This is a genomic window from Streptomyces sp. NPDC026417, from assembly GCF_055567695.1.
Genome location: NZ_JBVHPY010000031.1, coordinates 20,365 through 33,904, shown reverse-complemented (window position 1 = coordinate 33,904; position 13,540 = coordinate 20,365). Strand labels below are relative to the sequence as shown.

Annotated in this window: 12 protein-coding genes and 1 pseudogene; 8 read left to right on the top strand and 5 right to left on the bottom strand. The window is 74.3% G+C overall.

The window, feature by feature from the left end:
- Positions 1 to 68 precede the first annotated feature (68 nt).
- The 3 genes from cmk to der all read left to right on the top strand — a co-directional run bounded on the left by cmk (position 69) and on the right by der (position 3,010).
- Positions 69 to 764: a (d)CMP kinase gene (gene cmk, locus ACZ4NT_RS34225; protein WP_121403941.1), complete on the top strand. Its 696-nt coding sequence runs from the start codon at positions 69 to 71 to the stop codon at positions 762 to 764.
- Complete coding sequence (locus ACZ4NT_RS34220) at positions 722 to 1,432, top strand: lysophospholipid acyltransferase family protein (protein ID WP_183116891.1); 711 nt, start codon at positions 722 to 724, stop codon at positions 1,430 to 1,432. Before cmk ends, ACZ4NT_RS34220 begins: the two co-directional genes overlap by 43 nt.
- Positions 1,433 to 1,534: 102 nt before the next feature.
- Positions 1,535 to 3,010, top strand: coding sequence for a ribosome biogenesis GTPase Der (der, locus tag ACZ4NT_RS34215; RefSeq protein ID WP_467729006.1), 1,476 nt, complete (start codon positions 1,535 to 1,537; stop codon positions 3,008 to 3,010).
- A gap of 59 nt (positions 3,011 to 3,069) precedes the next feature.
- Here the strand turns inward: der and ACZ4NT_RS34210 are convergent, their stop codons facing one another.
- Positions 3,070 to 3,507 (bottom strand): hypothetical protein, encoded by a 438-nt coding sequence (locus tag ACZ4NT_RS34210; RefSeq protein ID WP_121404804.1) that lies wholly within the window; start codon positions 3,505 to 3,507, stop codon positions 3,070 to 3,072.
- A 134-nt stretch (positions 3,508 to 3,641) separates the two neighbouring features.
- On the bottom strand, positions 3,642 to 4,430 hold the full coding sequence (locus ACZ4NT_RS34205; RefSeq protein ID WP_121403945.1) for a hypothetical protein: 789 nt from the start codon (positions 4,428 to 4,430) through the stop codon (positions 3,642 to 3,644).
- 390 nt (positions 4,431 to 4,820) lie between these two features.
- Between ACZ4NT_RS34205 and ACZ4NT_RS34200 the strand changes: the two genes are divergently transcribed.
- Positions 4,821 to 5,516, top strand: a complete 696-nt coding sequence (locus tag ACZ4NT_RS34200) for a transglycosylase family protein (RefSeq protein ID WP_467729004.1) — start codon at positions 4,821 to 4,823, stop codon at positions 5,514 to 5,516.
- On the opposite strand, the pseudogene ACZ4NT_RS34195 reads toward ACZ4NT_RS34200, so the two are convergent.
- From ACZ4NT_RS34195 to ACZ4NT_RS34185, 3 genes and pseudogenes are all read right to left on the bottom strand, one after another.
- Positions 5,473 to 6,126, bottom strand: a pseudogene (locus ACZ4NT_RS34195) (ATP-binding cassette domain-containing protein); the annotation flags it as partial. The gene ACZ4NT_RS34200 and the pseudogene ACZ4NT_RS34195 overlap by 44 nt on opposite strands.
- Positions 6,123 to 8,873: an ABC transporter permease subunit gene (locus ACZ4NT_RS34190; RefSeq protein WP_467729002.1), complete on the bottom strand. Its 2,751-nt coding sequence runs from the start codon at positions 8,871 to 8,873 to the stop codon at positions 6,123 to 6,125. The gene ACZ4NT_RS34190 and the pseudogene ACZ4NT_RS34195, both read right to left, overlap by 4 nt.
- Positions 8,873 to 9,355, bottom strand: coding sequence for a hypothetical protein (locus tag ACZ4NT_RS34185; RefSeq protein WP_467729000.1), 483 nt, complete (start codon positions 9,353 to 9,355; stop codon positions 8,873 to 8,875). Before ACZ4NT_RS34185 ends, ACZ4NT_RS34190 begins: the two co-directional genes overlap by 1 nt.
- 120 nt (positions 9,356 to 9,475) lie before the next feature.
- Between ACZ4NT_RS34185 and ACZ4NT_RS34180 the strand changes: the two genes are divergently transcribed.
- The 4 genes from ACZ4NT_RS34180 (at position 9,476) to ACZ4NT_RS34165 (ending at position 13,539) form a co-directional block, all read left to right on the top strand.
- Entirely contained in the window at positions 9,476 to 10,012 is a 537-nt protein-coding gene (locus tag ACZ4NT_RS34180; protein ID WP_121404805.1) for an MTB12 C-terminal domain-containing protein, read from the top strand.
- Positions 10,013 to 10,018: 6 nt separating this feature from the next.
- On the top strand, positions 10,019 to 11,290 hold the full coding sequence (locus ACZ4NT_RS34175; protein WP_467728997.1) for an ABC transporter substrate-binding protein: 1,272 nt from the start codon (positions 10,019 to 10,021) through the stop codon (positions 11,288 to 11,290).
- A 153-nt stretch (positions 11,291 to 11,443) separates the two neighbouring features.
- Positions 11,444 to 12,712, top strand: a complete 1,269-nt coding sequence (locus ACZ4NT_RS34170) for a glycosyltransferase family 4 protein (protein WP_121403957.1) — start codon at positions 11,444 to 11,446, stop codon at positions 12,710 to 12,712.
- Positions 12,712 to 13,539, top strand: a complete 828-nt coding sequence (locus tag ACZ4NT_RS34165) for a hypothetical protein (RefSeq protein WP_467729039.1) — start codon at positions 12,712 to 12,714, stop codon at positions 13,537 to 13,539. The genes ACZ4NT_RS34170 and ACZ4NT_RS34165 overlap by 1 nt, the downstream gene beginning before the upstream one ends.
- Position 13,540: the final 1 nt, after the last annotated feature.

Here is a 13,540-nt window from a genome sequence, read left to right as displayed (position 1 = left end):
TAACCTTGTGCGGGGCGCGCTCGTGCCCCGCACAGACCTCCACCCCGCACCAGGAAGGTGTCTCCACCGTGGAAAACGGCGCCGCCCGGACCGCCCCGGCAGTGATTGTCGCCATCGACGGCCCCTCCGGCACGGGCAAGTCCAGCACCTCGAAGGCCGTCGCCGCGCAGCTGGGGCTCAGCTACCTGGACACCGGTGCCCAGTACCGGGCGATCACCTGGTGGATGGTGACCAACGGGATCGACATCACCGACCCCACGGCGATCGCCGCCGTGGCCGGGAAGCCGGAGATCATCTCCGGCACCGACCCGTCCGCGCCGACCATCACCGTCGACGGGACGGACGTCGCAGGACCGATCCGCACCCAGGAGGTCACCTCCAAGGTGAGCGCGGTCAGCGCAGTGCCGGAGGTCCGGTCCCTGATCACCGAGCTCCAGCGCTCCATCGCCGCCGCCGCGGCCGCCGGCATCGTCGTCGAGGGCCGTGACATCGGGACGACCGTGCTGCCCGACGCCGACCTGAAGATCTTCCTCACCGCCTCCCCGGAGGCGCGCGCCGCCCGCCGCAGCGGCGAGCTGAAGGGCGCCGACGTCGACGCCACCCGCGAGGCCCTGATCAAGCGGGACGCGGCCGACTCCACCCGCAAGACCTCCCCGCTCGCCAAGGCGGACGACGCGGTCGAGGTGGACACCTCCGACCTCACGCTCCAGCAGGTCATCGAGTGCGTCGTCACCCTCGTCGAGGAGAAGCGGGCCGCGAAGTGAGCGCAGCCCCTTCGGCGCAGGCGCCGTCCCTCCGCGGTGCCGAGGTCGGGCGCCGCATCGGCGTCGGCCTGATGTACGGCCTGTGGAAGCCGCGCGTTCTCGGCGCCTGGCGGGTGCCCACGGCCGGGCCGGCGATCCTGGCCGTGAACCACTCGCACAACATCGACGGCCCGATGGTCATGGGCGTGGCGCCCCGGCCCACGCACTTCCTGATCAAGAAGGAAGCGTTCATCGGCCCGCTCGACCCCTTCCTGCTGGGCATCGGCCAGGTGAAGGTGGACCGCACCACCACCGACCGCACCGCCATCACGCAGGCACTGGGCGTCCTCGGCAACGGCGGCGTCCTCGGCATCTTCCCGGAGGGCACCCGCGGCGAGGGCGACTTCGCCTCGCTGCGCGCGGGCCTCGCGTACTTCGCCGTCCGCGGCGGCGCCCCCATCGTGCCGGTGGCGGTGCTGGGCAGCTCCGACCGGAACAGCCGGCTGATAAAGGGGCTGCCCCCGCTGCGCAGCCGGGTCGACGTCGTCTTCGGCGACCCCTTCGAAGCGGGCGACGGCAGCGGACGGCGCACGCGCCAGGCGCTGGACGAGGCCACCCTGCGCATCCAGAAGCAGCTCAGCGCGCACCTGGACCACGCCAGACGTCTCACCGGACGCCCGGCGGAATAACGCCGGGCGCCCCTGCGGACGCTGGGCGACACTTGAGTAGTGGATCACCCCGGACGGGGAGGTTCCACCGATCACCACGATGAACGACGAGGTACGGACTTCATGAACGACCACATCCAGCCCGAGGGCTCGGCCGAGCACGAGCACGGGGCGCTTGGCGATGCCGAGTACGCGGAGTTCATGGAGCTCGCCGCGGAAGAGGGCTTCGACGTCGAGGACGTCGAGGGCGCCATCGAGGCGGCGGGCCACGGCCCGCTGCCCGTCCTCGCCGTCGTGGGCCGCCCCAACGTCGGCAAGTCGACCCTGGTGAACCGCATCATCGGCCGCCGCGAGGCCGTCGTCGAGGACAAGCCGGGCGTCACCCGCGACCGGGTCACCTACGAGGCCGAGTGGGCGGGCCGCCGCTTCAAGGTCGTCGACACCGGCGGCTGGGAGCAGGACGTCCTCGGTATCGACGCCTCGGTGGCCGCCCAGGCCGAGTACGCGATCGAGGCGGCCGACGCGGTCGTCTTCGTCGTGGACGCCAAGGTCGGCGCCACCGACACCGACGAGGCCGTGGTGCGCCTGCTGCGCAAGGCCGGCAAGCCCGTCGTCCTCTGCGCCAACAAGGTCGACGGCCAGAGCGGCGAGGCCGACGCCTCGTACCTGTGGGCCCTCGGCCTCGGCGAGCCGCACCCCGTCTCCGCACTGCACGGCCGCGGCACCGGCGACATGCTGGACGCCGTCCTGGAGGCGCTGCCCGAGGCGCCCGCGCAGACCTTCGGCACCGCGGTCGGCGGCCCCCGACGCATCGCCCTCATCGGCCGGCCGAACGTCGGCAAGTCCTCCCTGCTGAACAAGGTGGCGAACGAGGACCGCGTGGTCGTCAACGAGATCGCGGGCACCACTCGCGACCCGGTCGACGAGCTCATCGAACTCGGCGGCGTCACCTGGAAGTTCGTCGACACGGCGGGCATCCGCAAGCGCGTCCACCTCCAGCAGGGCGCCGACTACTACGCCTCCCTGCGCACGGCCGCCGCCGTCGAGAAGGCCGAGGTCGCCGTCATCCTGATCGACGCGTCCGAGAGCATCTCCGTGCAGGACCAGCGCATCGTCACGATGGCCGTCGAGGCGGGCCGCGCGATCGTCCTGGCGTTCAACAAGTGGGACACCCTCGACGAGGAGCGCCGCTACTACCTGGAGCGGGAGATCGAGACCGAGCTCCTGCAGGTGGCCTGGGCGCCGCGGGTGAACGTCTCGGCGCGCACCGGGCGGCACATGGAGAAGCTGGTCCCGGCGATCGAGACCGCGCTGGCAGGCTGGGAGACCCGCGTCCCCACGGGCCGGCTGAACGCCTTCCTCGGTGAGCTGGTCGCCGCCCACCCGCACCCGATCCGGGGCGGCAAGCAGCCGCGCATCCTGTTCGGCACCCAGGCGGGCACCAAGCCGCCGCGCTTCGTGCTCTTCGCCTCCGGCTTCATCGAGCACGGCTACCGGCGCTTCATCGAGCGCCGGCTGCGCGAGGAGTTCGGCTTCGACGGCACGCCGATCCACATCTCGGTGCGCGTGCGCGAGAAGCGCGGCAACAAGAAGAAGTGACGACACGGCACAGGGGCGGCTCCTCACGGGAGCCGCCCCTGTGCCGTGCGGGCTTCGCCTCAGATCCCCTTGCGGGGCGCGGGCGGCAGCGCCGCGGGGACGTGGTGCATACCGGTGCCGTGCTGGCGGCTGCCCGCCTGCCAGACGGTGGTCGTCGTCGCCGCGTGGCCCTGGGGCGACTCGTGTGCGCCCCGGTGTGCGTTCGTGTGCTGCGCGCCCGTCTGCCGCGCCGAATGCGCCCCTGCGCTGTACGAGCTGTACGTGCTGTACGAGTTGTACGCACTCGCGCCGCGCGGCAGGCTCCCGAAGGCGGTGAAGGCCGGCTCCTCTTCCCCGTGGCGATCGCCGGGCAGCGCCCTGAAGGACCTGACCCACTCGGCGTAGAGCGCGTCGTAGATCGGCGTGGCCGATGGGCCGCCCGGCGGATCCTGGGCCGGTCGCGCGGGCGGGACGGGCTGGAGGGGCTGGCGGCGGCGGGGGGAGTCGTAGGTGTGCACGTATGTGCCAACGACCTCGCCGCCCAACGGATGCGGTTCCGCCGCTCGTTTCGCAGGTCAACCGTAGTGTGCCGGGGCGCGGGGAAGCCGGGGCGCAACCGGCCGCGCGCCCCGGCCCACGAGACGGGGGCGGCTCAGGTGCCCGCGAGCGGCAGGGCGGCGGCGACGAGCTGGCCGCCCGCGGCGGCCTTGTCGAGGGCGTCGCGCAGCAGGTCCTCGCGGGGCTGCCGGCCGATCGAGCCGGCCGGGGCCGCGAAGAGCAGCACCTGCTGGTGCTTGTTGGCGGCGGCCCGCCAGCTCTCGGTGACCTGCAGCGGCTGGTGCGCCTGCCACCAGGCGACCGGGGATCCGCCGCCGGTGCCCGGCTGCAGCACCGCGTGCAGCTGGCCCATGGCGAGCAGCACGGACCAGCCGTGCAGCACGGAGGGCGCCGAGTTCAGCTCGGTGACCGGCATGAAGCCCTGCTCGATGAGGAGCGGCAGGAAGTCGTCGCCGAGACCGTCGGTGCCCGGACGGACGATCGGCCCGGTCGGCTCGACGACGAGCGCCGGGTGCAACTCGCCGCTGATCAGGACGAGTCCGCTGGTGACGCCGAGGACGGCCTGCTCGGGGGCGGGCTGCGCCGGTCCGGCGTGGGCGGACGGGTCGTCGACGCCGATGGAACGGGCGGCGCCCTGGAGCTGCTCCTCGGTGACCTGGACGACCTGTGAGGGCAGACAGGTGGCGTGGGCGAAGGCCAGGACGGCGGTCTCGTCGCCGATGAACAGGACGGTGCTGGTGCGCTCCTGTTCCGAGTCGCCCGGGGTGCGGCAGGACGTGCAGTCGTAACTGCCCGGGGCGTTCTCTCCGGCGAGCAGCCGGTCGGCTTCTTCGTCGCCGATCTCGGCGCGTACGTCGTCGCTGACGTCGAGCATGCGCGGCACGGGTGGCTCCTCGGGATGCGGTACGTGGCGATGCCGGGTGGCTCCCGGCCCATGAACGCGGGGGGTCCCCGGCTCATGCAGAAGACAACGGGTGATCTGTGGCCGGAGTAACGCCCGGGAGCGAACGGAATCGAACCACCGGGCGCGCGGGGCGAAACGCGCCCCGAGGTCCGCCCCTCCGCATCAACTGCACGGCCACGACGCGCAGTTGGCTCGGCGGGATACGGCGCGGACGGGCACACCGGGCCGTCGACAAATCAGGAAATCGGCCCATGAAAGGGGTGGCGAAAATTCGACGATCCTCCCGCCCGGTCCTCCGACCGGGTGGCGCCCCGGCCGTCCCGGGCGCGGTGGGGCGTCCGGAGGCGGTCCGCCGCCTAGCGTGAGCCGATGCACGCCGTGTCGATCAAGCGCATCCGGTGCGCGGCCGTGGTCGCCGCCGCCCTGGCCGTCCTCGTCCCGTCGCGGGCGAGCGCCGCCCCCTCCCCGCTGCCCGGCCCGCAGGGTGCCTCGGCCCCGTACGACTGCGCGGCGCAGGACTGGCCCTGGGGCTGCCTCGCCGAGTGCGAGAGCAGCGGCCGCTGGCACGCGAACACCGGGAACGGCTTCTACGGCGGGCTGCAGTTCGGGCAGTCCACCTGGAAGGAGTTCGGCGGCCTCGCCTACGCCCCGCGTGCCGATCTGGCCACCCGCAAGGAGCAGATCAAGGTGGCGAGCGAAGTGCTGGCCACGCAGGGGTGGGGCGCCTGGCCGGCCTGTTCGAAGAAATACGGGCTCGCCGGCCGGGTGCACGTGGTGAAGGCCGGAGAGACGCTGTCCTCGATCGCCCGCAAGCACGGTGTCAAGGGCGGCCGGAAGGCGCTGCAGAAGGCCAACAAGCGGATGCTCGGACCGCGTCCCGGCCGCCTCAACCCCGGCACGATGCTGCTCATCCCGAAGGGCTCCGGCCGGTCCCGGGGCTCGGATCGTGTTCTGTTCGGTCCTCCGCTGCCGCGGCCCGTCCCGGCCGCGTCGTCCCCGGCGTCCCCGTCCGCCCCGGAGCCGCGCGACCCGGCGGTGTGGTCTCTTCTGCCGCCTCCCCGCTGAACACGACCTCCCCGCGGCGCAGTTCATGGACGTACGTCGTCCGGCGCGGACCGGGCGGCAGCCGCTGTTCGGCGACGACCACGCACGCGTCGAGCGCGCCCAGCAGCTCGTACGTCCGTGCCGCGACCGCCGAGGACATGCCCTGCGTGGGTTCGTCGACGAGGACCACGCGCGCGCGTGCCAGCAGGGCGCGGGACAGCGCGAGCATGCGCTGCTCGCCACCGGAGAGCGTGCCGGCCCGGCGGGGGAGCAGCGCCTCCAGCGGGGGGTAGGCGTCGAGAGCCGCCTCGAAGGACCGTCCACCCGAGGCCAGTCGGAGGTTCTCCAGGACGGTGAGCGAGCCGAAGACGGCCCGCCGCTCGGGGACCAGGCACAGCCCGCGCCGGGCGCGCTCGTACGCGGACAGGCCGGTGACGTCGGCGCCGTCCCAGACGACCGCGCCGCCGGACAGCGGTGCGGTGCCGGCCAGGGCGCGCAGCGCGGTCGTGCGGCCGGAGCCGTTGCGGCCCAGGAGCACGGTGAAGCCGGGGGAGGGCGCGACGAGGGAGACGCCGTGCAGGGCCTCCAGGGGCCCGTAGCGCACACGTGCGCGGCGCAGGGCGATGCTCACACCTCACCCGCCGTCTGCAGCATCCGCTCGGCGGGGCCCGAGGCGACGATCCGCCCCGCGGCCATGACATGGACGGTGGCGGCGAGTTCGGCGACCAGGTCGAGGTCGTGCTCGACGACCAGCAGCGCCGTCCCGTCCGCCGCCAGGGCCCGCAGGACGCGGGTCAGCGCGGTCACCTCGGCACGGTCGAGCCCGGCGGCGGGCTCGTCTAGGAGCAGGACGCGCGGGCTCCCCGCGAGGGCGCGTGCGAGCTCGACCCGGCGCAGGGTTCCCGTCGGCAGCCCCGCCGCGGGCAGGGCCCGTACCGGCCCGTCCAGGCCGAGCAGCCGCAACGCCCGCTCCACCGCCGCCGGATCGGCGACCCGGCCCTGCTCGGCACCGACGCGCACGTTGTCGGCCACGGTCAGCGTCGGGAACACGGCGAGCTGCTGGAAGGTCCGCGCGATGCCGAGCCGGGTACGGGCGTGTGCCGCGAGCCGGGTGATGTCGCGCCCGCCGTACCCGACGGCACCGGCGTCCGGCCGCACCGTCCCGGCGAGGCAGTGGAAGAGGGTGCTCTTCCCCGCCCCGTTCGGGCCCACCACCGCCGTGACGCGTCCCGGCCGCACGTCGAGGTCGACAGCGTCGAGCGCGGTGTATCCGCCGTAGCGGACGTGCAGCCGGCGGGCGGAGAGGACACCGGGGACTGCCCCCGGCCGGGGCCGCGCCCCCCTGCGCCGCGAGGCGGGAGCCTGCGGCGCGGTCACGGTGTCCCGCGTCGCCCGGGGCGCGGTCGGCGGCCCCGCGCGGTCCGGCGCCGGAGCGGCGGGGGCCGGTGCTGCGGGGCGCCCGGCGGCCGTCAGCGCCGTCGCGCCGGCCGGAGCCGGAGCCCGGCGCGGTGCCGGTCCGGGCGAGCCCGGCCGCAGCCGGGCGCGCAGGCGTTCGCCACGCTCGGTGAGGACCGTGCGCCGCCGGAGGCGCAGACGGGCCGCCGCCCTCTGCACCACTTCTGACGGCCCGCCCGGGAAGCGGCCCGAGAGGACGGCGAGGACCCCGATCAGCGCGGCGGCGACTCCGCCCCGGGTGCCGGCGTCGAGACCCACCAGGAGCGCGGCCGCGAGGAGGGCGCCGAGCACGCTGTCGGCGCCGAGGACGACCACGGCGGCGAACCAGAGGAGGCTCCGCACGGGGTCGTAGGCGCCGGGATCGAAGGCACGCAGCCCCATGCCGAGCATGCCGCCGCCGAGCGCGGCCAGCGCGGCGCCCGCGACGAACGCCGTCAGCTTCAGCGCCGGGACGGCGACCCCCGCCGCCGACGCGCCCGGCTCGTGGTCGCGTAGGGCGGCCAGGGCCCGGCCGGTGCGTCCCCGGCGCAGGGCGCCGGCCGCCACCAGGGCACCGGCGAGGAGGGCCAGTTCCAGCACGTAGTACGCGCGGTCGCTCTCGAAGCCCGCCGGACGCCCGAGCGACAGACCCGACGTCGCGTACGGCTGGGCGAAGACGAAGCGGCTCACCCCGACACCGACGGCGAAGGTCGCCAGCGCGAGGGCGAGACCGTGCCGCCCGATCGCCGGCCGGCCGGTCAGCAGGCCCAGCGGCGCCACCAGGAGCACCGCGACGGCCAGGGCGGCGAGTTCCGGCAGCTCCGGCAGGCCCGGGAAGCGCCCCGCCGCGAGCAGGGCCGTGAAGAGGGCGCCCAGACCCGCGTACGCCGCCTGCCCGAGCGAGATCTGGCCCCCGCGGCCCGTCACCACGACGAGGGAGAGGAGGACCACCCCGAGGGCCGGGACCTGCACGGACGTATGGAGGTCCGAGCCCGCGAAGCCGAGGGGGAGCAGGAAGAGCACCACCGCCACTGTCCGCACCCCGGACGGGGTCTCGACGCGGGCCGCGGCGGGTCGGGGGAGCGCGTCGCCGGTGCCGATGCCCGGCAGGACCAGGGCGGCGACGAGCAGCGCCACCACGAAGAGGTTCGCGCCCACCGCCTGGAGCAGCGGTTCGGCCCAGCCCGACGGGTGCAGCCGGGTCAGCTGGCTTTGCGCCACGCCGATGACGAGAGCCGCGCCGACGGCCACCGGAAGACTGCGCATCCGGGCGGCGACCGCGACCGCGACCACCTCCATCACCAGCAGCGGCATGCCGTACGGGTCGAGGCGCACGTACGGCGCGAGCAGCACGCCCGTCAGACCGGCCGAGAAGGAGCCGAAGGCCCAGCCCGCCGCGGCCACCCGGTCCGCGTCGATGCCGCCGAGCACGGCCAGGGAACGGTCGTCGACGACGGCCCGCAACTCGCGGCCGAAGCGGGTCCGGCGGCTGACCGCTGCGACACCGGCCGCCAGCAGCAGCGCCACGGCCAGCTGCCCCCAGGGGTCCGCCGGGACCGGCGCCGGCGCGTCGGCGCGCGCCCCGGTGCCCCACACCAGCGCGGCCCCGCCGACCAGCAGGACGAAGACACCGAGGGACGCGACGAGGGTCCGGGCCGGGTCGTTGCCGAGGACGGAGAGCGGGCGGAAGACGAAGCGCTCCAGGGCGACACCGATGCCGGGCGCCACGACCAGCAGGGTGAGCGCGGCGGAGAGCGCGAGCGGCCAGTGCCACTCGACGGTGAACTGGCGCAGCAGGTACGCGCAGACCACCGCGATCGCCCCGTGCGCGAAGTTGAGCACGCCGGTCGCGCGGTAGGTGACGACCAGCCCGATGCCGGTCAGGGCGGCGGCACTGCCCACCGAGAGCCCGGCCAGGGTGAGGTCGTACGTCAGGGACGCCATCAGTCTTCCCGGGCGGCCGGGGGCGGCTCGCAGACCGGGCAGGGGGCCAGCTCCCCGTCGGCCGCGGCCCGCGCGTCCACCGGCACGGCCTCGGGCTTCCCGGCGACCAGCGGGCAGTCCGCGCGGTGCCACAGGGTCCCGCCGGGCACCGTCAGCAGCTCGCCGCTGGTGGCGAGGGGTGCGTCCGCCGGGCGTCCCGGTTCCTGCGGGCCGGCGGGCTCGACCGCCACCAGCAGCTCGAACAGCTCCTCGACGCGGGCCGCTGCCCGCGCGCTGCGGCCGTGGGCGAGGAGTACCGCGCCCGCGACGATCAGGGCGGCACCCGGCACCGTGCAGGACGCCAGATAGGGCAGTTGCCGCTCCGCGAACCGCTCGCCCGAGATGCCGTACCAGCCGATGACGCAGAGCACCGCTCCGGCCGCGAGTGCGGCCCACCCGGCCCACAGGACGGGGTGCGCAGTCCGCAGTCGAGCAGTCCGCATCCGGGCTCCCACGTCATCTGTCTGTCCATGTCGGCCGATGGCTTGCACTATGCCTCCTGGAAGCTGACCCTGAAAGCACCGGGCGCGCATGGCCCGGACCGACACCCGGTGGTGAGCCAGATGGTTCTCGGGAGCGACCTCAGGCGGGGCAATGTCCGGGGGGCGGTGGCGGCCGTGGTCCTGGCCCTCGCCGCGGCCCTCACGGCGTGCGGCGACGACAGCGGCGGCGGCGACACGACCGCGCCCACCCCTTCGGTGGAGCGGTCGACCGGCTCGGAGGGCGGCGCGACGGCCCCGTCCGACACGGCGGCCGCAGAGCAGGAGATCAGGCAGAACTGGCAGAAGTTCTTCGACCCGGCCGTCCCGGTGAAGGACAAGCAGGCAGTCCTGGAGAACGGCGACCGGATGACCGAGGTCCTCAAGGGCTTCAACGGGGACAAGCGGGGTGAGCAGGTCGAGGCGAAGGTCGAGAAGGTCGAGTTCACCTCCCCGGCCGAGGCGGACGTGACGTACTCGCTGACGCTCAAGGGCGCCACCGCGCTGCCGGGCGCCTCGGGGACCGCCGTCGAGCAGGACGGCACGTGGAAGGTGTCCGTCAAGACGCTCTGCGCGCTGGTCCAGCTGAGCGGCAACACGTCCCCCGGGCCGGGCTGCTGACCGGCCGTGCGGCCCAGGGCGGCCCTCGCCGCGGGTCTGCTGCTCCTGGTGGCCACCGGCTGCGGCAGCCGCCTGCCGGAGAGCGACTTCGAGAACCGGCCGACGCCCACCGGGCGGGACGCCGCGCCGATCCGTGTGGGCGTCGTCAGCAGCGCGACCAGCCCGGTCGGCGGCGCTGCCTTCACGGGCCCGCGTGACGGCGCCAAGGCCTTCTTCGACCGGCTCAACGCGCGCGGCGGCATCGCCGGGCGCACCGTCGAGGTGCGCACCTGCGACGACGGCGGCAGCGGCGTCGGCAACAACGAGTGCGTGCACCGGCTCGTCGACGAGGAGCACGTCGTCGCACTCGTCGCGACCACCGCCCTGGACTACGCCGGAGCCCCGCGGGTGTCCCGCGCGCGCGTTCCCGACATCGGCGGCCAGCCGATCGGCCCGGCCTACGACACCTATCCGCACCTGTACGGGATCTACGGCAGCCTCGCACCCCGGGACGGCAGTCCCGGCTGGGACGGGAAGCTGTACGGCGGCACCGAGGTCTACCGCTACTTCAAGCGCGAACACGGCGCCCGCACGGCCGCGGTGGTCTCCTACAACCAGTCCGCGTCGGCCGCCTACGCGCGCCTCGTCACCCGCGGCCTGCGAGCCGAGGGCTACCGGGTGGTCGGCGAGCAGGTCGACTTCGCGCTCCCCAACTTCCGTGCCGCCGCGGCCGACCTGAAGAAGCAGGGCGCCGACCTCGTCTTCGACGCGCTGGACACCCACGGCAACAGCCGGCTGTGCGCGGCGATGGACGACGTCGGCGCCGAGGTCGTCGCCAAGGTCACCAATGTGCAGAACTGGACGTCCACCGTCCCCGAGGACTACAAGGACGCGCCGCGCTGCCGCAACGCCCTGTGGGCGACCGGGTCCAGCCGCAACCACGAGGACACCGGCGACGCGGCCGTGCGGGAGTTCCGCGACGCCACCAAGGGACTGAAGACGCACTCCCAGTGGCAGCTGGAGGGCTGGGCGGCCGCCATGTGGTTCACGGACGCGGCCCGGTCGTGCGCCCCGACGGGCGTCACGCGCGCGTGCGTCGACCGCTTCATGAACCGCGGTGTGCCGTACACGGCCGACGGCCTCCTGCTCCCCGTCGTGTACGAGCACCTGGCCGAGCCCCCGAGGAGCCGCAGGGCCTGTGTCTCCGTGGCCCGCTGGAAGGACGCCGAGGGCTGGGTCGGCCAGGGCGACATGAACAAGAACTGCTTCGACGTGCCGCAGCTGTCCTACCGGCCCTGATGCACAACACGGTGCAAAGGTTCCCGAACGGACCTACCGATAGGGACACCGTTCGGGCACAACACGGTGTGGGCGCCCAACCCCTCACCCGTTCCCCGGGTCTAACCGTGCGGTAGGTGGACGAGACAGGGGACTCAGGGAATTCGGGGACACATGCATATTTCCTTCCTGATACACAACGCATACGGCATTGGGGGGACCATCCGGACGACGTACAACCTCGCGAACACCCTCGCCCAGCAGCACGACGTCGAGATCGTCTCGGTCTTCCGCCACCGTGACGAGCCGGTCTTCGCGCCCGGCCCGCGCGTCCGGCTGCGGCACCTCGTCGACGTCCGCGAGGACGGCCGGGGGCGCGACGCCGACGATCCGGACAGCCGCCGCCCGGCCGGGGTCTTCCCCCGCGCCGAGGGGCGCTACGCGCAGTACAGCGCGCTCACCGACCGGCGTATCGCCGGGCATCTGGCGACGGTCGAGGCCGACGTCGTGGTCGGCACCAGGCCCGGGCTGAACGTCCATCTGGCCCGCCAGACCCGCCGCGGACCGCTCCGGGTCGGACAGGAGCACCTCACGCTCGACAGCCACTCGCCCGCCCTCCGTGCCCACCTGCGCCGCGCCTACCCGCGCCTCGACGCCCTCACCACCACCACCGAGGCGGACGCCCGCGCGTACCGCGGCAGGATGCGCCTGCCCGGGGTCCGGATCGAGGCCGTGCCCAACCCGGTGCCGGCTCCCGGCGTCGAGCCCGCGGACGGCTCGGGCAAGTGGGTCGTCGCGGCCGGGCGGCTCGCGCCGGTGAAGCGGTACGACCTGCTCATCCGCGCCTTCGACCGGGTGCGCGCACAGCGGCCCGACTGGCGCCTGCGGATCTACGGCGGCGGCCGGCAGAAGCAGATGCTGCGGGCTCTGATCGACGAACTCGGCCTCTACAACCACGTCTACCTCATGGGGCCGGCCAACCCCATCGAACCGGAGTGGGCCAAGGGCTCGATCGCCGCCGTCACCTCCAGTCTGGAGTCCTTCGGCATGACGATCGTCGAGGCCATGCGCTGCGGCCTCCCCGTGGTGTCCACGGACTGCCCGCACGGTCCCGGCGAGATCATCGACAACGGTGTCGACGGCCGCCTCGTCGAGGTGGGCAACGCGGACGCCATCGCCGCCGGGCTGCTGGAGCTGATCAACGACGACGCCCTGCGGCTGTCGATGGCCGACGCCGCACTGAAGGACTCCGCGCGCTTCGACCCGGCCCGGATCGCCGAGCGCCACGAGTCGGTCTTCGCCGCGCTGGCCCGCCGCGGCGGTGCCACCCCCGGCGGCCGGGTGCGCGGATCGCTGCACCGCACGCGCGGAGCGCTGCTCGGCGGCGCGTATGCCGTTCGGGATGCCGGACGCTTCGCCGGGAAGAGGGGGCGCACCGCGTGATGACACCGGCTCCGCAGACCACCCCCCGCCCCTCCGGCGAGGACACCGCCGTACCACCGCGCGCCGACTGCATCGCCGACTCGGCGGGCGGCCTCACCTTCGACGTCACCGAGACCGGGGAGCCGGAGGACGCGCTCCTGGTGCTGCGCCGCCGAGAGGGCGCCGAGGAGGTCAGTCTGCCGCTGACCCCGGCCGCGGACGGCCGCCTGCGCGCCGCGCTGCCGAGCAGTGTCGCCCTGCCCGAGGGCCGCTGGGACGCGTACGCGCGGGTCGCCGGAGGTGAGCCGCGGCGCCTGGCGCCCGGCGTCAACGACCTGCGCTCCCTCGTCGACCGGATGCCCGGCGGCTCCCGCGGCCACGTCGCGGTCCGCATCCCGTACGCCACCGGGCACGGCAATCTCACCGTCCGCAGCTGGCTGCGCGCACCCCACGCCGAGGCCGGTGAACTGCTCATAGAAAAGGACGAATTGAGTGTGCGCGGGCGGGTGTACGGCATCGGGCTCGGGCCGGACGCGTACGCCGAGCTGCGCCACCGGCACGCGGCGGGTTCCGTCCTGCGCGCCGAAGTGGGCGCGGAGCAGGCCGAGTTCGCCCTCACCCTGCGCTACGGGCCGCTGGCGCCCGGCCTCTGGGACCTCTGGCTGCGTCCCACGGGGGAGGACGGGCCGCGGGTGCGGATCGCGCGCCTGCTCGACGACGTCGCCGACAAGAAGCGGATCTTCACCTACCCCAAGGTCGTCCTCGACACCGAGCACGGCCACGTGCAGGCCGGGCCCTACTACACGCGGGACAACGACCTGTCCGTGGCGGTCACGGCGGGCGGCTGAG